14 protein-coding genes are annotated in these 19474 nt (G+C 63.1%); 6 read left to right on the plus strand and 8 right to left on the minus strand.

Annotation, left to right across the window (positions count from 1 at the left end):
- Positions 1 to 249: 249 nt before the first annotated feature.
- Complete coding sequence (locus tag BX592_RS00810) at positions 250 to 789, minus strand: carboxymuconolactone decarboxylase family protein (RefSeq protein ID WP_134189740.1); 540 nt, start codon at positions 787 to 789, stop codon at positions 250 to 252.
- Between the two features lie 383 nt (positions 790 to 1172).
- Here BX592_RS00810 and BX592_RS00815 point away from each other — a divergent pair, with 383 nt between their 5' ends.
- Both BX592_RS00815 and BX592_RS00820 read left to right on the plus strand, forming a co-directional pair.
- Positions 1173 to 1574, plus strand: a complete 402-nt coding sequence (locus BX592_RS00815) for a RidA family protein (RefSeq protein WP_134189741.1) — start codon at positions 1173 to 1175, stop codon at positions 1572 to 1574.
- A gap of 185 nt (positions 1575 to 1759) precedes the next feature.
- Complete coding sequence (locus BX592_RS00820; protein ID WP_377681580.1) at positions 1760 to 2635, plus strand: aldo/keto reductase; 876 nt, start codon at positions 1760 to 1762, stop codon at positions 2633 to 2635.
- 103 nt (positions 2636 to 2738) lie between these two features.
- Here the strand turns inward: BX592_RS00820 and BX592_RS00825 are convergent, their stop codons facing one another.
- Positions 2739 to 5201: an EAL domain-containing protein gene (locus tag BX592_RS00825; protein ID WP_134189743.1), complete on the minus strand. Its 2463-nt coding sequence runs from the start codon at positions 5199 to 5201 to the stop codon at positions 2739 to 2741.
- A gap of 476 nt (positions 5202 to 5677) precedes the next feature.
- On the opposite strand from BX592_RS00825, the gene BX592_RS00830 reads away from it, so the two are divergent.
- On the plus strand, positions 5678 to 6790 hold the full coding sequence (locus BX592_RS00830) for a hypothetical protein (protein WP_134189744.1): 1113 nt from the start codon (positions 5678 to 5680) through the stop codon (positions 6788 to 6790).
- Between the two features lie 56 nt (positions 6791 to 6846).
- Here the strand turns inward: BX592_RS00830 and BX592_RS00835 are convergent, their stop codons facing one another.
- Positions 6847 to 7833 (minus strand): zinc-dependent alcohol dehydrogenase family protein, encoded by a 987-nt coding sequence (locus tag BX592_RS00835; RefSeq protein WP_134189745.1) that lies wholly within the window; start codon positions 7831 to 7833, stop codon positions 6847 to 6849.
- A gap of 479 nt (positions 7834 to 8312) precedes the next feature.
- Here BX592_RS00835 and BX592_RS00840 point away from each other — a divergent pair, with 479 nt between their 5' ends.
- Positions 8313 to 9029 (plus strand): hypothetical protein, encoded by a 717-nt coding sequence (locus tag BX592_RS00840; RefSeq protein ID WP_134189746.1) that lies wholly within the window; start codon positions 8313 to 8315, stop codon positions 9027 to 9029.
- Positions 9030 to 9068: 39 nt separating this feature from the next.
- Here the strand turns inward: BX592_RS00840 and BX592_RS00845 are convergent, their stop codons facing one another.
- The 3 genes from BX592_RS00845 to BX592_RS00855 all read right to left on the minus strand — a co-directional run bounded on the left by BX592_RS00845 (position 9069) and on the right by BX592_RS00855 (position 14615).
- The gene (locus tag BX592_RS00845) at positions 9069 to 9293 is read right to left on the minus strand and encodes a hypothetical protein (protein WP_134189747.1); all 225 of its coding nucleotides are present in this window, start codon (positions 9291 to 9293) and stop codon (positions 9069 to 9071) included.
- Positions 9294 to 9960: 667 nt separating this feature from the next.
- Positions 9961 to 11838, minus strand: a complete 1878-nt coding sequence (locus tag BX592_RS00850; RefSeq protein ID WP_134189748.1) for a sigma-54-dependent Fis family transcriptional regulator — start codon at positions 11836 to 11838, stop codon at positions 9961 to 9963.
- Complete coding sequence (locus BX592_RS00855; protein ID WP_134189749.1) at positions 11835 to 14615, minus strand: PAS domain S-box protein; 2781 nt, start codon at positions 14613 to 14615, stop codon at positions 11835 to 11837. Before BX592_RS00855 ends, BX592_RS00850 begins: the two co-directional genes overlap by 4 nt.
- Before the next feature lie 488 nt (positions 14616 to 15103).
- Here BX592_RS00855 and BX592_RS00860 point away from each other — a divergent pair, with 488 nt between their 5' ends.
- Positions 15104 to 16498 (plus strand): selenium-binding family protein, encoded by a 1395-nt coding sequence (locus tag BX592_RS00860; protein WP_134189750.1) that lies wholly within the window; start codon positions 15104 to 15106, stop codon positions 16496 to 16498.
- Between the two features lie 28 nt (positions 16499 to 16526).
- The gene (locus BX592_RS00865; RefSeq protein ID WP_134189751.1) at positions 16527 to 17195 is read left to right on the plus strand and encodes a hypothetical protein; all 669 of its coding nucleotides are present in this window, start codon (positions 16527 to 16529) and stop codon (positions 17193 to 17195) included.
- Between the two features lie 130 nt (positions 17196 to 17325).
- Here the strand turns inward: BX592_RS00865 and BX592_RS00870 are convergent, their stop codons facing one another.
- Both BX592_RS00870 and BX592_RS00875 read right to left on the minus strand, forming a co-directional pair.
- Positions 17326 to 18435, minus strand: coding sequence for a glycosyltransferase family protein (locus BX592_RS00870; protein WP_134189752.1), 1110 nt, complete (start codon positions 18433 to 18435; stop codon positions 17326 to 17328).
- Between the two features lie 81 nt (positions 18436 to 18516).
- Positions 18517 to 19350 carry a hypothetical protein gene (locus BX592_RS00875; RefSeq protein ID WP_134189753.1) on the minus strand — a complete coding sequence of 278 codons (834 nt, stop codon included), beginning with the start codon at positions 19348 to 19350 and terminating at the stop codon, positions 18517 to 18519.
- Positions 19351 to 19474: the final 124 nt, after the last annotated feature.

The raw sequence follows: 19474 nt of genomic DNA on the forward strand, positions 1-19474 counted from the left end.
CGCGAACCGCATGACGGTATTGCGCGATCACACGTGCCGCCGCGCCCGGTATGGTCCCTTGCCGCGCGCGAGCAAGGCGACAACATACCACCGCGTCAGAAGTTTTGCTGAGCATGGATCAGCGCGTTGCGGCATGCGAAATCGCGCGAGCCGAAAAAGAAAAAGAAAGGCCGACACCGGCAGTGGCACAACTGCCCGCATGTCGACCCATTGGAAAGCGTTTGAAAACGCGCGTTGCGGTAACCCGAATCAGGCCGCAAGCTTCGGCGCGGCGGGGAAGTCCACCGGCACGTGCGTAGTCCCGTGCAGATAGTTCGTCACCGTTTTGTCTCCGATCACGACAATCGCATCAACCAGATTCGCCTTGGTCCAGCCGGCCGCAAAGAACGCATCGACGACTGCGTCGTCCGCATGCCCGCGATTAACCGCGATGTTGCGCGTGACGCGCGCAAGCGCATCGAGCTTCGCATCGAAGCTGGCCTTGCCGCCGCGGATCTCGAGAATCTGCTGATCGGTGAAGCCGAGCGACTTGCCGATCATCGTGTGCGCAGCGAGACAATACTCGCAGCCATTCACTTCGCTGACCACCAGGTTCACCACTTCGCGCGCCTTGCCCGTGATGCTGCTCTTGCCGTTCTGAAACGCGAGGTAGTTGCCGAGCGCGTGCTCCGAATGCGCAAGCGTCGCGTACAGATTCGGCACGGTGCCGAGGCTGCTCTTCAGCTTGTCGAAAATCGCCTGATTGGACGCGGACACTTCGTCGCGAGTCGGAACGTTGATCGTGGTCATGCTGGTTTCTCCTTGAGGTGAACAGAAGCGATGAAACAGAATGGGCGACGGCGCGGCGCTTTACTGCGCGACTGCGCTTTTCGTTGTCGTTAATGTGATCGATCTAACGCGTCAGAACTAGCCGGGCGACGGTCATAACTGTCATTCCCGCCAGGCACGCAGCGATATCGCGCAATCGCGGCGCCTGAATACAGCGCGTGAATGCGGCCCGGTTGCGCGCCACGGCACGCGAATTTTTTTGTAGTGCGACACTGCGCATTGGCGCCCGACAGCGGGCGCCCAACTGTCCCGTGTTCTTAAGACAATCGGGTACCGCCGGTTGATCTTCTTGCGCAAACGCCTACTTTTGCAGTCGCTGCACGCCTTTCGCGGAGTGATGTCATATGTCTGAAACAACGCAGTTCTGGATGGTCCCGGATGCGCCAACGCCCGTCGCACCTTTCTCGCACGCCGCCGAATCCGGCGGTTGGGTATTCATCACCGGCCAGATGCCGACCTCGCCCGACGACGATGCCGCGCCGCTGCCCGAAGGCGTCGCCGCGCAAACCAAGCGCGTGATGGACAACCTGATCATCGTGCTGAAAGGAGTCGGCCTGGGCCTCGAGCACGTGGTCAACGCGCGTGTGTTTCTCACCGAATTCAAGCGCGACTACGCGACGCTAAACGCGGTCTACTCCGCTTACTTCCCGCCGGGCAAGTTGCCTGCGCGCACCTGCATCGGCGTGACCGGGCTCGCGCGCGACGCGCTCGTCGAGATCGATTTCATCGCGCGGCGACCAGGTTGATCCCGCAGTCGGCCTCCCGGTCGACCTCCGGGTTGAGCTTTGCCCGTGCTCCGACGAAATGACGTATCGTGCAGTCACCCCTTTGCGATGCAGGAGCACCGCTCATGCAGCAACCTGCCCAGCCCGGCGGACGCCGCCGCTTTCTGCGTGCCGCGAGTGGCGTCACACTCGGCTTGCCGCTCTCGATGTCCTTGCAACAGCTTGCGCGCGCGCAAGGTGACGCCGCGCCGCTGCCGCGCATGACGCGCCGCCCGATTCCATCCACCGGTGAACCGCTGCCGGTGATCGGCTGCGGCACGTGGCGCACGTTCGACGTCGGCGACGATGCGAATGCGCAGGCGCGGCTTGCACGCGTGCTGCAAGTGCTATTCGAAGCGGGCGGCTCGACCATCGATTCATCGCCGATGTACGGCACATCCGAAGCGGTCGCGGGCACACTGCTAACCAGGCTCGATGCGCACGGCAAGGCGTTTGTCGCGACCAAAGTCTGGACCGAAGGCCGCGAGGCCGGCATCGCACAGATGGAAGAATCGATGCGCCGGCTCCAGCAGCCACGTATCGATCTGATGCAAGTGCATAACCTGGTCGACTGGCGCACGCAGCTCGCGACACTGCGCGACTGGAAAGCGCGCGGCAAGATTCGTTATTTCGGCATCACGCACTACACGTCGAGCGCGTTTCCCGAAGTGGAAGCTGTGATGCGCAGCGAGAAACCGGACTTCGTGCAAATCAACTATGCCGCGGACGACCGCGACGCCGAGCAACGCATTCTGCCGCTCGCGGCGGACCTCGGTATCGGCGTCGTGATCAATCAGCCATTCGGCGGCGGCGGTCTGATTTCTCGCATCAGCAAGCGGCCACTGCCCACATGGGCTGCGCAAATCGGCTGCACGACATGGGCACAAGTGCTGCTCAAATTCGTGCTCGCGCAACCTGCGGTCACCGTCGTGATTCCTGGCACTGGGCGGCCCGAATACATGATCGACAATGTGCATGCGGGTGTCGGCCCGTATCCGGACAAAGCGCTTTGCAAGCAGATCGCCGACGCCGTCAATGCGTGACGACGCGCTCGCGCATCGCATCTTCGCGCCGCCGATAGCGGCTCTCGCCGCGGTACTCGTATCGTTCGTTGCAACGGTCGATTGCCGTATTCAGGCGACCCGCTCAGGCCATCAGCGCATCATGCTGCCGCCCCGATGCTTCGAGCGGTTCAAGCGGTTCGGGCACACCGATTCCGTAACCTTGCACAAAATCGACGCCGATGTCGGCCAGACACTCGACAATCGCGAGCCCGTCTGCGAACTCAGCGATCGTGCGTTTGCCGGTTGCATGCGCGACCTGATTGATCGACTGCACAATCGCGCGGTCCGGAGCGCTGTGCAAGATGTCCTGAATAAAGCTGCCGTCTATCTTCAGATAGTCGACATGCAAATGCTTCAGATATTCGAATGACGACATCCCGGTGCCGAAATCGTCGAGCGCGAAGCGGCAACCGAGCGCACGCAACCTGCCGATCAGCGCGGTCGCTTTCTGCAAGTTGGTAATCGCCGCCGTTTCGGTGATCTCGAAGCACACGCGGTCGAATGAAATGCCATGACAGCGCTGCTGCGCGACGATGTAATCGAACAGATGCTCATCAACGAGCGACGCACCGGACAGATTGATCGACCATGTGCGTGCCGCATGCCATCCATTCGCGAGCGCGGCGAACGCGTGCGCGATCACCCAGCGGTCGACCGCCGGCATCAGGTTGAACCGTTCCGCCGCTTCGACGAATCCGGCGGGCGGCACCAGTGCCCCCGATGCGTCTTTCATCCGCAACAGCACTTCGATATGCGTGTCGTGCGCGCGTTGCGCGTCAGCTTCCGTGCCGTGTAGCACCGGGTCGATACGCTGCGCGTAAAGGCACAGCAATTCTTCGTCGAGCGCCGCTTTCACGCGCGCGACCCACTCCATCTGCGTATTGGTCGCGGACAGCGCCTGATCGTCGAGGCTGAACAAATGGACGCGGTTGCGGCCGTTTTCCTTCGCCATGTAGCAGGCGACGTCCGCGGCTTTCATCACTTCCTTCAGCGATGCAAGCCGCGCGCACGAGCTGACAAGCCCGATGCTCGCACCGGTGGTCAGCGTCCGCTCGGACCAAGGCATGCGTATCGTCGCAATCGCGTCACACAGCCGGTTTGCGATTTGCAGCGCATCCGCGATCGCGCAGTGCGGCAGTACGACGCCGAACTCGTCGCCGCCCAGACGCGCGAGCACATCCTGATCCGACAGACAGGTACGCAGCGTTGCGCCGACGTGGCGAATCAGTTCATCGCCGGCCGCATGCCCGCACGTGTCGTTGACGATCTTGAACTGATCGAGGTCGAGAAACATCACCGCATAGCCGGCCACGCCATCCGTGCCGTGCGCGAGCACGTTCGCCAGCCGGCGCTCGAACTCGCGGCGGTTCAGCAGATCGGTCAACTCATCGTGCGTCGCCTGATACAGGAGTTGCGCCGCATGCTTGCGTTCGGCGCTGGCGTCATACAGCACGGTGACCATGCCGATCGCGTTGCCGTCTCCATCGCGCAACGTGGTTGCCGCATAGTCGACCTCGACCCGGCTGCCGTCCGGCCGCACGATGTAATACGCGGGTTGCGCGCCGTCGTGCGCTTGCGTGCACTGCACGCGCGTGCATTCGGCGCCGTGCGCGATGCGCGTGCCGGTCCCTTCATCGCGCAGTTCGCAGATTGCGTCGAACGGCTGCAGTTTCATCTGCGCCAGCGGGCGCCCGAGCATGCGTTCGGCAATCGCGTTGCAATAGGTCACGCGCGCTGCTTCGTCCGTGCGAATCACCGCGTCGCCGATCGACGCAAGTGTCACTTCGGCAAGCTTCTCGCTGTTGCGTAGTTCATCTTCGAGACGTTCGCCGCGCGCAAACGAGCGCCGCACGAACAGCGTGACGACCGTCAGCAACAACAGCGCCGACGAGGTCAACGCGAAGATCAGCACGTTACGCGTGACATGCGACGCTTTATTCAACGAGCGCGAATAGCCTTCTTCGGCAAGCGTCACCTGCTGGTCGACCGCTTCGATCTCTTCGATCGCCACCGGTATTGCCAGCTCGGGCGAGCTGCTCGAACGGACCACCGCATGCAACCGCGTGCCGATCTCGCGCAACTGCAAAATGGACTGGTCGCCGCGGTCCCAGTAGGTGATTGCCTCGCGAAAGAGCGGCGCGTGTCTGAAGTTGCGATACAGCCATACCATTCCGTCGATATCGTCGCGCTCGACCCGCCCGTTCAGTAGTGCGTCGATCACTTTGTCGTGATCCGGGACGGGCTTGTTCAGTTCGAGCTTGCCGACCCGATCCGCGAGCGGCACGACGATATGACCGAGAAACGCCTGATAGTCGCTTTCGGCGCGCGTGTGCGCGAAGCGCTCGAGCGCGCGCACCGCATCCTTTTGCGCTCTCGACCATTGATTCTGACCCGCGATGTACGCGAGCAATACCGACATCACCGTGATGCTCACCCACGCGAAGATCGTCACCACGGCGGCGACCAGCCACACGGATAGCAGCGCGGCGGTCGTACGATCGACGCGCCGTATGCGGCTTCGTTCGTTACGCGCGGCCGGCTTCATCGAAGCGCAGCATTCGTGACATCGCGCATCGCTACATACGTGGCGAATATCGCGTTATTCCGTCTCGCTACAGCGCGACGCGATCTTTGTGCGCGGCTCGTGCCGCTGCGATCGTGCGGGTGCGGGTACCGGTGCAACCCCGTGTCGCGCGCCGGACGTCGGCCGCGCAACTTCCGATCCGGCCCAGGATCGATTGCGCTGACGGGCAGCTTCATTGTTATGCGGTTTTGAGTTGTTTGTATTAATCCGCTCAGACTCTATGGGGTCGGCCGCGACGCGGCAATCCGGGGTATTCCCGGACGGCGAATTCGTTAGTCATCTCGACGATGCCCGGCGAATAGGCGGTTGCCCAACGTGCATCATGCAAACCCATGCCGTGCAGCAAGCGGGACGGCCAACGCCGCGTCAGTCAGGCGTTAGCCGCGTTGGCTATAATCGGCACGCTCCATTCCGCATGCATGCAAGGAAGGCCACCGATGTCGATGCCAGGTACTAGTCCGTTTCCTCTAAACGACGACGCAGCGCATCAGTCGCGCGGCGTTTTCCTGCATACGGGTTGGCGCAGCGCAGGCACGTGGGTATGGTCACGATTCCGCGCGCTCGATTCGGTTACCGCGTTTTATGAACCGCTCAGCAATGTGATTGCCGACCTGAAGCTCGCCGATCTCGCCGCGCTCAAGCCCACCTTCAACTCAGGCCATCCCGCTCTCAACGCACCTTACTTCGCCGAATACCGCCCGTTCATGCGCGAAGGCGCACGCGGCGTGCCGGGCTATCGCAGGCGTTTTAGCATCGATCGTTTCGGCGACACGCCGGACATGGAGTTTCCGGCGCTCCATGCGTATCTGCACGAACTCACCGTACGCACACTCGACGCGGGCAAGATGCCGGTATTCAAATTCTGTCGTTCGTCGGGGAGACTGCCGTGGCTCAAGCAAGCGTTTCCGGCCGCGCTCCACGTCGCCGTGATGCGCAATCCCGCTTCGCAATTCGCGTCGGGTTGGCTGTTGCAGCAGGAATGGCGCAATACGTTTTTCGTTGCCGCGCCATTGCGTGTGCTGGGGCTGAACCGGCGCGAGCCGATCGTGAAGGCCGTGATCGACGCCTGCGAAGTGCGGCTACCAGACGACTCAAGCGCATCGGAAGACGCGTATGCCGCGGTCTGCGAACAGTACGCACGCACAATTGAAGGCGCCCACGCGTACCGCGCATTTATCGCGTTGTGGGCGCTTTGCGCGTTGCGCATCGCGAACGCGGCGGACATCGTGCTCGACATCGACCGGCTGGGTAACGAGCCTGCGTATGCGGCAGAAAGCGCTGCCGGGTTCGCTGCACGCAGCGGTGTCACCCCCCGTTTTGACGACGCGCGCGACCTTGTCGACGAACTCAAGCGTACGCCGGCACGTATCGCGGGCATTGACGGATGGTCGATGCGCACCGTGCATAACGCGGTCGTCAAGTTCATCGAGGCGCACGTCGCTTCGCCACAATCCGAGCAATCCGCGCAATCGGCGCACACGCCCGATGTCGCCGCGCTGGTGCGCGAAAAACTCGCGCTCGCAGCAGCGATTTCGGAGCCGTGGCGCTAGGCGGCCGTAGGTGACATCACGCGCTGTTTAACCAGCCGGTGCGCGTCGATGAAGATTCAACGCATCGTCAACACGGCGGCACCCGACACGCGGCCGCCACGCAGGTCATCGAGCGCGCGGTTCGCATCGGCTAGCGGATAAGCGGTTGTTTCGATCTTCAACGGCACGTCGTTCGCGATGCGCATAAACGCGGCGCCGTCCTCGCGCGTCAAATTCGCCACCGACACCACGCGCCGCTCGCCCCACAACAACGCATACGGAAACGAGGGAATATCGCTCATATGGATGCCGCCGCACACGACGATGCCGCCTTTCACGACCGCCTGTAACGCACGCGGCACGAGCGCGCCGACCGGCGCGAATAGCAGCGCGGCATCGAGCGTATGCGGCGGTGTTTCATCGCTGCCGCCAGCCCACGCAGCGCCGAGACGCAACGCGAGTTGCTGTGCGGCGCAATCGCCATTGCGAGTGAACGCGTAAACGCGACGACCTTGATGTCGTGCGACCTGCGCAACGATATGCGCGGCCGCACCGAAGCCATAAATACCGATATGTTCAGCGTCGCCCGCCATGCTGAGCGTGCGGTAACCGATCAGCCCCGCGCACAGCAGCGGTGCGGCTTCGGTATCGGTGTAACGTTCGGGCAAGTGCAGGCAGTAGTGGCTATCGGCAACCGTGCGCTGCGCGTAGCCTCCGTCAATCGTATAGCCAGTGAAGCCGGGCGTATCGCACAGGTTTTCCCGGTCTGCCACGCAATAGCGGCAATGGCCGCAGGTGCTGCCCAGCCACGGCACACCGACGCGCTCGCCGAGTGCAAATCCGGTTGCGCCGGCACCGAGCGCCGCCACCGTGCCGACAATTTCGTGCCCCGGAATGACTGGCCGTTTCGGATGCTCGAGTTCACCGTCAACCACATGCAGGTCGGTGCGGCATACGCCGCACGCGTGCACCTCGATCAGCAACTGGCCCGCGGCCGGCAGCGGGTCGGGAAGTTCGGATGCGCGTAGCCGCGGCGCAGTGCCGTCGAACAGCATCGCGTGCATGGATGGACTCCTGTTCCGCGATTGCGATATCGGAAGAGATATCACCAGCATAGTTTTCGACGCGGGCGACGCAAGCCCGCGCGCTCATCGGTCGCACCGTAGCGACTATTCAGCCCCACAGCCGACTCATGCTGAATAACCCTATCGCTTCACACGCGGCATCGAATGCGCGCCTGTTGACCCATTTTTCGAGCGATATGGAAACTACACCAAATAGAACGTGGGCCGGCGCCCACTGGGACCCGCCTCAACCGGAACCGATTACGCGTCGACAGCTCGCGACAGCGCAGACGTGCAGTGGGTCGGACCAAGGCCGCCTTGCAGCCACGCGCCCCGAAGGCGATGTCCGGGCGACCAGGACCACTCTTCCACCCATTCGAACCGATGCGCAGGATTCGCATGAACGAACCAAGCGCGGCGGGGTACTGGGCACGTGCGGGGGAGGCTCCGAATTCCGCGAGTGCCGGGGCGGCGACGCGTTGGATGAGGGCGCAAGCACGCATATCAAGTTCGATCAGATGGACTACCGCCGCACACGTAACGGCGCGGACGGAAAAGGCACGTGCGAAGGGATCGTCCGGGAGGCGATGCGCCGCATCGACCGGAACGACGCGAACAATCTGCTGGAAGCCGTGACGCATATGCGCACGGAGGCCAATGGCGGTATCAGTCTCGCTGACCAGATGTTCGACAGAATCGAGAACTTCCAGAGCAATCGGGCCGCGCTGCAACTGACGCGTTTCGATCAGCGCCCGGCGATACGATTCGATTACGACCAGACACCGGACCACACCACACAAGTCAACACGATGATGGATCGTCTGAATGAGCGTCTAAGCCGGCCGGGCGACCTCGCGATCGTCGGGTTGGGGCTGCACCAAACCGGCGTGATGTCTGGTTTTCAAGGCGGTCATGCGCTGCTGGTCCAGCACAATCCGGACAATAGCTTCACCACCTTTGATCCGAACAATGGCGCCTTTGTCTACCCGAACGCGCGCGATTGGGCACGCGCATTTTCCGGCTACCTCGATACCGCCTTCGATGAAGCCGGATTCGACGTGCGCCCCGATAGCATCCAGGCGTTCAGACTGCGGGATCAGCGCGGTGGGCCAGCGACGCTCGTGCCGCTTCCCGACCTTGTACCGCCTGAACCGCCGTTACCGCTATTCCTTATTGCCGGAAGCGATCCCAAGTAGTGCAAACGCGGACGACTGAGTCCGGCCGCGCGCGGGCTGTCATACGTCGCGCCCGAGCCATCTTGCGCACAACGCGTCATAAGCGTTCCTGCAGGCATCGAGGACCCACGTCGGACAGCTAGCTGCGCCGACGCCGACATCGGGAAACCATAAGCGGACGAAAGCGGCGAACAGTTCGAAATCCGCCCGCGTCGGCAGAAACAGCCGATACCCGCCCGGTAATGGCGCCCATTTTGTGAACTCGTGAAAGTCGAACCAGTTCATCGCGCGAGCTCCGTCCGGGGCTTCGGGGTTGCACGACGTGGTTCGCTCAGGAGCGAGTCGCGAGATAAATGGCAAAGCACGGCCAGGCCGAGATATGCACCGCTTGCAAAGTCGAGCGATGCCCTCGCCCTGCCGAGGCCGGCATGGCGTTGCGTCAACTGCATGATGGAATCCCCTCTGTTTGACCTGAAGCGACGTAGACAGATGCGCGGTGCGCATCCGGTCAAGCGCTTACGCGCTAGCTACGTATGCAACGTCGACGGCGTGCATGGCACCGTGACGAGCGACAGAGGGGAAACGGAAATGAAGCAAACGTCGAACGGCGCCTGCGCGCCGTCAATGCGATAAAGCGATTTCATGTTGGACTTCCGGATTCAGATTGACACATCGGATGCAAGAAGCAGCCGAAACGGCGAAATGCCCAGATGTCATCCGGGCTCGCCTCTGTCGCCTTGAACCAGCGTGGTCGCGCCTTGCGGGCGCCTTCAGTGCGAAAGACGTGCCAGCTGACGTCCGGGCTTTCGTATCGAGCCGTCGCGGCTTGCTGCACAAGGCCGCCGCGTCAAACCGCCTGCGCTCGCGACACACTGCCGCGCTTCACGATAAGTCCGGTACTCACGACCGGACTTCGTGAGTTTCACGAAATATCGTGAAGGAAACGCCGAATTCAGCTTTTGCGTACGATTGCGAGCCGTTTCATTCGCGACTCGAGCGTCGTCGGTTTGAGACCGAGCCGCTCGGCCGCGCCCGCTTTGCCGCTCACGCGCCAGTTGGTCTGTTCGAGCACGCTGAGGATGAACGCGCGCTCGTTTTCCTCGAGCGTCGGCGCGACGCAGGTCGCCGCCACGTTGGCGTTGGACGGCGCGGCCGCAATCGCGCAGACCGCGGAGACCGGAACCGCAGCGTCCGAACGGGCAGAGGTGACTAAAGCGGCCGAGCCCGCAGCAGGCGCCGCAGCCTCGCCAAACCAGTCGCCGAGCGCCAGTTGCGATCCCGGCGAAAGAATCACCGCGCGTTCGATCACATGCTGCAGCTCGCGCACATTGCCGGGCCATCGGTAGCGAGCCAGCGTCGCGAGTTGCGCGGGCGTCAGCGCTTCGATGTGCTTGCCGTACTTCGCCGCGTAGCGGCGCACGAAATGCGCGGCCAACGGCGCAACATCTTCGGGCCGCTCGCGCAGCGGCGGCAGCGAGATTGGAAATACATTGAGCCGGTAGTACAGGTCGGCGCGAAACCGTCCCGCCGCGGCTTCATCGGCCAGACTGCGGTTCGTCGCCGCGACGATCCGCACATCGACTTTCTGTGTGCGCACGCCGCCCAGCCGCTCGAACTCGCCTTCCTGCAACACGCGCAGTAGCTTCGCTTGCAGATCGAGCGCGAGCTCGCCAACTTCATCGAGAAACAATGTGCTGCCGTCGGCCAGTTCAAAGCGGCCCGGCTTGCGCGACAGCGCGCCGGTAAACGCGCCCTTCTCGTGACCGAACAGCTCGCTTTCGATCAGATTCGCGGGCAGCGCCGCACAGTTCAGCTTGACGAGCGGTTTGCCATGCCGCCGGCTCAACCGGTGTACCTCCTGCGCGATCAGCTCCTTGCCGGTGCCGGTCTCGCCGCTGACGAGCACCGTCGCGTCAGTGGCGGCGACTTGCTGCACCTGCTGCATCACCTGGTCGAGACCGGTCGCGCCGACGATTCGCTCGTATTCGCTTGCCTCGCGCAGTTCGTCTTCGAGGTAGCGGTTCAGGCCGCGCAACTGGCCGACTTCGGCCTGCGCTTTACGCCGTTCGGCAATGTCGCGCAGGATCAGCGTATAAATCGCATCGCCTTGCGCTTCCGCATACGAGAGGCTCGCTTCGATCGGGAAGGCCGTGCCGTCCGCGCGCACTGCGTTGTGCCCTTCGGGCACCCACATCGGCGCGGCGCCGGGTTCCGCGCGCAGGTAGTCGCTGAGCAGCCGGCACAGCGGTTCCGCGAGGAAGCGCCGGCACGGCGAGCCGAGCGCCGCTTGCGCGTCGCAGCGAAATACCCGTTCGGCCGCGCGATTGAAAAACGTAATGCTCCCTGTGCGATCGAGCGCGACGACCGCATCCATCATCGATTCGACGATGCCGGACAAGCGCGCTTCGTTTTCAAGCAGACAATGCCGCAGACGCTGCAATTCGAGGTGTGTGCTCACGCGCGCGAGCACTTCGTCGTGCTGGATCGGCTTCGTGATGTAGTCGACCGCGCCGAGCGCGAAGCCTTTGATCTTGTCGACCGTTTCGCTCAGGCCACTCATGAAGATGACCGGAATTTCGCGCGTCACCGGATTCGCCTTGAGTTGCGCGCAGGTCGCGAAGCCGTCGAGCTTCGGCATCAATACGTCGAGCAGAATCAGGTCGGGACGCATATGGTCGAGCTGTTCAAGCGCGCTCTCGCCGTCTTCGGCAACCGACACCGCGAAACCATGCGTGCTCAGCAATTCGAGCAGGATCGACAGGTTCGCCGGCGCGTCCTCGACGACGAGTATCAGCGGCCGGCCGTCGCCGGTGGCGCATGCGGCGCTCATTGCGCCCCCGCGAAACCCGCCAGCCAGCGGCGCAGCGCCTGCATCCGGTATGCGCCGCCCAATACCCGCAGCTGTGCGGCGAACGGCGCATAGGTGCGGTCGGTTTGCTCGAGCCGAGCCGCTTCGGCAAGCAATTGCGTGATATCGCCGCGCGCAGCCAGTTCGACGAACGTGTGCAATGCCTCCGCCGGCGGCGCGACGAGCGGCGCATCCAACGCTTCGGGCATGGCCGCCGCGTCGGCTTCATCTTCTCGAGCTGCGGCTCCCGTTTCGTCGCCGCCCGGCGCATAAACAGGACTCAATGAAAGATGCGAGCACAACAGTTCGAGCAAACGCTCCTGCCGGAATGGCTTTGGAATGAATGCGTCCGCGCCCGCTTCGAGACACCGCGCGCGGTTGTGTTCGAACGCACTGGCGGAAATCGCAAAAATCACCGTTCCTGCCAGTTCGGCCATCGCGCGAATGCGCCGCGTCGCCGCCAGGCCGTCGACGCGCGGCATACGCATATCCATCAGAATCGCATGCGGGCGCAGGCGCACGGCTTCGCTCACCGCGGACTCGCCATCGGCCGCCTCATGCACGTGAAAGCCAAGCGGTTCGAGCACGTCGCGCAGCAGGCTGCGCCCATCCTCTTCGTCGTCGACGACGAGCACCGTGCGTCGTTCGCCTTCAACCGCGGTCAGCAGGCGCTGTTCCGCCGTGGCGAGCGGCACGGCGACTGCCGGCAGGTCAAGCTCGAACCAGAAGCGGCTGCCTTCATGCGGGATGCTTTCGACCTTCAGATCGCCCCCCATCAACCGCACGAGCCGCTTGCTGATCGCAAGGCCGAGGCCGGTGCCTTCGCCGACCGTCAGCGGGCCGCGCACCTGATGAAAGACATCGAAAATCTCGGACAAATGCTCGGGTTCGATACCCACGCCCGTGTCCTCGACGACGAAGCACACGCGGCCGTCGTGCATGCCGGTTTTCAGCACGATGCCGCCGCGCTGGGTGTATTTGATCGCGTTATCAAGCAGGTTCATCAGCACCTGGCGCAAGCGGCGCTCGTCCGCGCGCACGACCGGTGGAATGTCCGACCACTGCGCACAGGTGAACGCGAGCCCTTTCGCCTGGCTACGGCTGCGCATGATCGATGCGATGCTGACGAGCATCGTCGGCAGATCGAAGCAATCCGCGATTACATCGAGCGTGCCGGCCTCGATTTTCGCCATGTCGAGGATTTCGTCGATCAGCCCGAGCAGATGTTCGCCGGATTGCCGGATCACGTTCAGCGACTTGCATTGCCGTTCGGACAGATCCGCTTCGCGCCGCAGCAGCTGCGCGTAGCCGAGCATCGCATTGAGCGGCGTGCGCAATTCGTGGCTCATGCTCGCGAGAAACTCGGATTTCGCGCGGTTTGCGGCTTCGGCCGCTTCTTTCGCCTGACGCAATTCCGCTTGCGCGCGCTTGCGTCCGGTGATATCGCGCACCGTCGCGGTGACGCGCCCGGGTTCGCCTTGTACCGGCGTGACCGAAATCTCCGCGGGAAATTCGCTACCGTCCGCGCGCATTGCCTGTACTTCGATGCGTGTGCCGACTACCGTGCCGCCGCCGTTCTCCAGATAACAGGCCAGCTCGCCTCCATGCGCATCGCGCGTGGCGGGCGGGATAATCAGTTCCGCGATGTGGCGGCCCAGCGCGTCCGCACGGCAAAGGCCGAAGGTCCGCTCGGATGCCGGATTGAATTCCACGATGCGGCCATCGCTATCGATGCTGATGATGCAGTCCATCGACGCATCGAGAATGCCGCGCATCCGGGCTTCGTTTTCGCGTAGCGCGGCCTCGGCCCGTTTGCGCTCACCGATGCCGATCACGCTGCCGCGCACCAGCCGGCGTGTCGGATCAGGCAGCCGGACCAGCCTCACTTCGCACGGAAACAACACGCCGTCCGGGGTCACATGCGTCCATTCGAACACCGGCACGCCGCCGTTCAACGCGTCGTGAATCTTTTCGCGCGCCGCTTCACTCGACAGTCGCCCGTCGGGCTGCCGCTCGGGGCTCAGTTCGACTGGTCCGATCGACAGCAGCGCGGGCCGGTCGTAGCCGTACAAACGGGTCGCCTGATCGTTGACTTCGATAAAGCGCAACGTGTCGACATCGAGCAGCGTGATCGCATCGGGCGCGTACGCGAGCATCGTCGACAGGCGCTGCTCGCTTGCGCGCAGCGCTTTTTCCGCGCGCTCGCGTTCGTGCCGCTCGACGGCAAGCGCGATCAGATTGGCGAGCGCGATACCGAACAGGCGGTCTTCGGTGGTCCACGCGAGCGGCGGCCCGACCTGTTCGAGGCACAACACACCATCGAGGTTGCCCTGCACGCGAATCGGAATGTCGAGCATCGCGGTCACGCCGAGCGGCGTCAGATAACTGTCGCCGAATTCGCAGGTGCGCGGATCGTGGTGCGCATCGTTGGCGACGATCGCTTCGCTCGTCGCGAGCGCCGCGAAATAGGCGGGAAACGAATCGGCGCGCAACTGCGCGCCTTCGCTATGCCGTTTCGCATCGCATTCGTAAAGGTCGATGCAATGAATGGCCTGATGGGCGGGGTCGTAGCGCCACAGGCTGACGCGCGCGACGCTCATGAGGCGGGCTGCCGTTTCGGTAATGAAGCGCAGGGTTTCTTCGAGATGTTCGCCGTGCGATACGTCGATGCGCGATAGCGCAGCAAGCGCGGCCTGCTGCTCGAGCAAGCCTTCGCGCCTGATACCTGGAGAGGAGGACCGCCCGGAAGTCGTCACCATGTTCTTCCTCAGGCTTAACCGCAGGGTTAACTACGGGGCACTGCTCATTCGGCCGCTGGTGCGAATGCAATGCGGATAGCGGCCACTTTACACCTGGCCTTCAGCGTTTGACAGACTGTTTCGTATCCGCTGTCGCCTCGACTCGATTCGTGTGAAGTAAGCATTCGTCATCGCCATCGATCACGACGCTTGAGCATTCCTCGCGATGCTGGAGCGTCCCGGAAACGCTCACCTTTGCGACGGCATCGGTTTTGCTTGCGCTTCGCGCACGGTCCTGGCATCACGCATCGCTTCGTCATCGATCACAGTCTGACGCGTCGACGCGCCACGCTCTGCCGTTTAATTGCCTACGATTAAAAACTCTGGCAACCAGAACCGCACGTTGCGCGCGACGCAGCATCGCTCGCCACGCAACATGCATCACGTTCCGGCCCGGTCCGCAGGCGATACGCGTGCGGACGAACGCGGCCACTTCGGAGGAGACTGTCATGGCGACGTGGAAACCCGATCCGACCTTCTATCCGTCGGCCCGTCTCGCAGCCGACGCGCCCAAGGAAACCCTCGCGTATGTCGCGAGCTTCGATCCGTCGCGGCAGATGCCCGACGATATCGCCGTGGTCGACGTCGCTCCCGGGTCGAAGGACTACGGAAAGATCGTCAACCGCGTCACGATGCCGAACGTCGGCGACGAGTTACACCATTTCGGCTGGAACGCATGCAGTTCGTGTCTATGCCCGAACGCGCCGCACCCGCATTCCGAACGGCGTTATCTGGTCGTGCCGGGACTACGTTCGTCGCGCATCCATATCATCGATACGAAGCCCGACGGCCGAAACCCGAAGATCGTGCGCGTACTGGAGCCCGACGAAGTCGCATCGAAGGCCGGCTATACGCGTCCGCATACTGTCCACTGCGGGCCGGCCGGCATTTATGTCGCATCGCTGGCAAACGCGCAGGGCGAAGCGCCCGGCGGCATCTTTCTGATGGATCATGAAACCTTCGATATCCGCGGCCGCTGGGAAATCGATCGCGGGCCGCAGGAACTCTCGTACGACGTATGGTGGCACCTCGGCTACGACACGCTCGTCACCAGCGAATGGGGACTGCCGGCGACCTTCGAGAATGGGCTCGTGCCTGAAGTGCTGCTCGGCGGCAAATACGGGCACCGTCTGCACTTCTGGGACATCAATACGCGCAAGCACAAGCAGGTGATCGATTTCGGCGCGGAAAACCAGCTCGTCTTCGAGCTGCGACCCGCGCATAACCCGACAATGGCGCACGGTTTCGTCAACTCGGTGATCAGCCTGAAGGACTTGTCCGCGTCGATCTGGACGTGGTACCGCGAAGGCAATCAGTGGGCGGTGCGCAAGGTGATCGAGATTCCCGCCGAACCGGCCGATGCGCACGCGCTGCCGCCGATGCTGAAGGGCTTCGGCGCGGTTCCGCCGCTCGTCACCGATATCGCGCTATCGCTCGACGATCGCTACCTGTATGTGTCGTGCTGGGGCACGGGTGACTTGCGTCAATACGATGTGTCGGACCCGTTTCATCCGGAGCTGACCGGCAAGGTGCGCATCGGCGGCATCGCGGCGCGCGCGACGCACGCGGGCGCGAACGGCCAGCCGTTGAACGGCGGCCCGCAAATGGTCGAAGTGAGCCGCGACGGCAAACGTGTGTACTTCACGAACTCGCTATACGGTGCAATCGACGATCAGTTCTATACGGACGGACTCAACGGCTGGATGGTCAAACTCGATGCCGCGCCGAACGGCGGCCTCGCGTTCGAGCCGACCTTCTTCCTTCAATGGCCGAGCACGCATCGTCCGCATCAGATTCGCCTTGAAGGTGGCGACGGTTCGTCCGACTCGTACTGCTATCCGTAACGCGCAGCGCGGAATTGTCGAGCTCGATATGAACGACCTGTTCGCAGGCAGCTTCGCGTCGACGTGGGCGACGGTCATCGGCAGCGGCGTTTTTCACGGCGCTAATCCGGCGATGGGGTGGCTGTTCGCTGCCGCGCTTGGCATGCAGCGCGGCAGCCGCAAAGCGATGCTATGGGCGTTGCCGCCGATCGCGCTTGGCCATGCCGTATCGGTGCTGCTCGTGACGACGTCGGCGGTCGCGTTTGGCATGCTCGCGCAGACTGCCCACCTGCGCGTCGCGATGGGTGCGGTGCTGATCGGCTGGGCGCTGTACCACCATTTGTACGGGCACCGGCATCGCGTGCGGGTCGGCATGACCGCGGGCTTCATCGGGCTTGCGCTGTGGTCTGCCGCGATGGCGACGATGCACGGCGCCGGCCTGATGCTGATCCCCGCGCTCATGCCGATCTGCGGCGCGGCCGGCGCACAAGGCGTGGCCGCCGGTGCGCTGCCCGCTTCACTGCCTGCTTCGTTGCAGATGATCGGCCAGATGACTGCGCTGCATACGGTCGTCACGCTGGTCACTGGCGGTGCGATCGCGTTCGCGGCGTACGAGTACCTTGGTTTGGGTATGTTGCGCAGAGGCTGGATCAACTTCGACTGGCTCTGGTGCGCCGCGCTCGCGCTAACCGGTGGACTGCTGATCGTCACCGCATGAAGCACCGGGCTGTCGATGCTCGAGCCCGGGTCGCGTACTCCCGAAAAGCCTCACCTATCGATCATCGACCGTTTCGCAGCTCCCGAATCGGCTCACCATCGTGCCGGATCGGCTTTCGCGATTCAAATGATCAGCGCTTGAGCCACGCGCGAAGTTTGTCGCGCAAGCTCGCATGCTGACGCCAGCGTGCGGTCCAGTTGTAGTCGGGGCAAGCGACAGCAAGCCACTTTTGCGCATCGCCGGTGAAGCGCGGCACGCCGAACCGTTCGGGTGCTTCGAACAGATCGAGATACGCACGCCGGTAGTGCTCGATCATCATGGGCTCCGCGTAGTGCGCCTCCATCCAGCGCCGCGACGCCCCGCCGATTTCCGCGCGCAACGAACGATCTTCGAGCAGCGCACGCAACGGCGCTTGCGCCTCTTCGAGACGCACGTCGACCCACGGCAGATCGACCGCGCCGGTCAGCTTGCGCAATTGCGACTGCACGCGCGCGTCGAGAAAACCCAGCGTCGGCTTGCCTTGCGACAGCGCTTCGAGTCCGCTCAAGTGGTAGTTGCCGGTCACGCATTCGTCGATTGCGACTGCGGCCTGTTGTTTCGCGCGTAAGCATTCGTCGTGAGGCGTATCGACGATCAGCTGCAAGCGGCACAGTCCGTCGCGTTCGAGTCTGCGCAGCAGCGCGAGCGTCTGCGGTACGCCTTTCGTCTCCCAGCGCTTTTTCCATGCCGACGCGCGCCCGCTCGGCGAGAACGTGACGATCGGTACGCCGTCCGCTTCGGGATGCGGCCGGTAGCGCGGATCGTCGATCGGCACGACATTCGGCACCACGCGCGCCAAAGGATAGAAACGTTCGGGACCTTGCGCGATCACGAGCTGCGGCGCGCCGTCGCGCACGATCCGCTCGATCAGGCTCGGATCGCCGTTCGCCCACAAGTCGGGGGCCGAATGGTACTGACGGATCAGCTTTTTATCGCCGAAGCGCTTCTGAAACCCGGCACCGAAGGTTTCGTCGAGCGAGAAGTATTGGTGAATGTGCATCACATCCGCCTCGGCGATCGCATCGAGCGCCTGCTGCTGTTGCGTCTGCCAGTCGATGTCGATCGCGAACGTGCGCGTGCGATACGCGGCTGCATTGAACACAACGTGGCGGGCTTGAATGTCGGTCAGCCGATTTAGCGCCGACACGATATTGCCGGGGCTGCCCGCGACCGGCGTGTTGGAAAGATGGACGACTTTCATCGGGTACGACTGTGGTGTCCGCGATCGTGACGCTCGCGGGAACGAATTTTTGCTGTTATCGGGCAGCCCCGTTTCCCGCGGTTATGCAGCGCTATGGCGCATCGGGTGCGCGATATCCGCGCGCACGCCGGTTAGCGAGCGCCAGCTTCGCTTCTCGAAGATATCGACATCGAGCGCGCTGTTCACCGACAGGTTGACCACGCGCACGCCGCGCCGCCTCAGCAGTGCAGCCGCCTGCCTGAATGATGGCTCGATAAACGCGTCAAAATGCCGGTCAAGCGTACTCGGCTGCCTATCCGTGCTGGTTTCGTAGAAGCGCGGCGTACGTGATGCGTCGCGCAGATCGACGCCATGCAAGAACACCGTGTCGAAGCCAAGCGAATTCAGCACCTGCAACCCGACATACGCAACCGTGCGACCATCGAACACGCCTTGCCGCATATCGAGGCTAAAGCCGAGCACACGCTCTTCATCGAATAGCACGAGGTCGTCGGCACACGTATGAGCCGTGTGCAGATCGCGGCCGCTTAGCGCGCGTTGGCCCGCCGGGTATTGCACGTCTTCGATCACGAAGATGCGGCAACGCATCTGGTCGAGCGGAAAATATTGAGCGATGTACCACATCACGAGCGGCGTCGCGAACAGAATGAGCGACTGCTGCACGATACGCGCGACCAGATCCGGCCGGTTGCGCGCAAAACCCGCGTCGACGATGCAGTAATAGTCGAATCGAACGTCGTACCTGTCCTGCAGCGCGACGGCGCCATTCACGCCCATCACATGCTCGAGATCGAGCGCACTGTAGTTGATATCGTTGATCGACGGGCCCGCTGCAATCAGGTGGCAAGCACCGGTGCGCGATGCCGGCAGCACGGACGCATTCTCGATGGTTAGCCGGTAACGGCCTATGCGCATATCGGTGATGCATCCGTCAAAGTCGCGCTTGATCGAAACCGCGCGCCATAGACGTTCGTTGTGCCGATACGCACGCGAGTGCGTCCAGCGGTAGAGGAGCTTGAAGAGTGTGGCGGAGAACCGC

The organism is Paraburkholderia rhizosphaerae, from assembly GCF_004366595.1.
GTDB lineage: Bacteria > Pseudomonadota > Gammaproteobacteria > Burkholderiales > Burkholderiaceae > Paraburkholderia > Paraburkholderia rhizosphaerae.

What these genes read in the sequence shown, in the direction of transcription:
- BX592_RS00810 (WP_134189740.1), bottom strand. Translation starts at nt 789, where the DNA reads ATGACCACGATCAACGTTCCGACTCGCGACGAAGTGTCCGCGTCCAAT.
- BX592_RS00815 (WP_134189741.1), top strand. Translation starts at nt 1,173, where the DNA reads ATGTCTGAAACAACGCAGTTCTGGATGGTCCCGGATGCGCCAACGCCC.
- BX592_RS00820 (WP_377681580.1), top strand. Translation starts at nt 1,760, where the DNA reads ATGTCCTTGCAACAGCTTGCGCGCGCGCAAGGTGACGCCGCGCCGCTG.
- BX592_RS00825 (WP_134189743.1), bottom strand. Translation starts at nt 5,201, where the DNA reads ATGAAGCCGGCCGCGCGTAACGAACGAAGCCGCATACGGCGCGTCGAT.
- BX592_RS00830 (WP_134189744.1), top strand. Translation starts at nt 5,678, where the DNA reads ATGTCGATGCCAGGTACTAGTCCGTTTCCTCTAAACGACGACGCAGCG.
- BX592_RS00835 (WP_134189745.1), bottom strand. Translation starts at nt 7,833, where the DNA reads ATGCACGCGATGCTGTTCGACGGCACTGCGCCGCGGCTACGCGCATCC.
- BX592_RS00845 (WP_134189747.1), bottom strand. Translation starts at nt 9,293, where the DNA reads ATGAACTGGTTCGACTTTCACGAGTTCACAAAATGGGCGCCATTACCG.
- BX592_RS00850 (WP_134189748.1), bottom strand. Translation starts at nt 11,838, where the DNA reads ATGAGCGCCGCATGCGCCACCGGCGACGGCCGGCCGCTGATACTCGTC.
- BX592_RS00855 (WP_134189749.1), bottom strand. Translation starts at nt 14,615, where the DNA reads ATGGTGACGACTTCCGGGCGGTCCTCCTCTCCAGGTATCAGGCGCGAA.
- BX592_RS00860 (WP_134189750.1), top strand. Translation starts at nt 15,104, where the DNA reads ATGGCGACGTGGAAACCCGATCCGACCTTCTATCCGTCGGCCCGTCTC.
- BX592_RS00865 (WP_134189751.1), top strand. Translation starts at nt 16,527, where the DNA reads ATGAACGACCTGTTCGCAGGCAGCTTCGCGTCGACGTGGGCGACGGTC.
- BX592_RS00870 (WP_134189752.1), bottom strand. Translation starts at nt 18,435, where the DNA reads ATGAAAGTCGTCCATCTTTCCAACACGCCGGTCGCGGGCAGCCCCGGC.
- BX592_RS00875 (WP_134189753.1), bottom strand. Translation starts at nt 19,350, where the DNA reads ATGCGCATAGGCCGTTACCGGCTAACCATCGAGAATGCGTCCGTGCTG.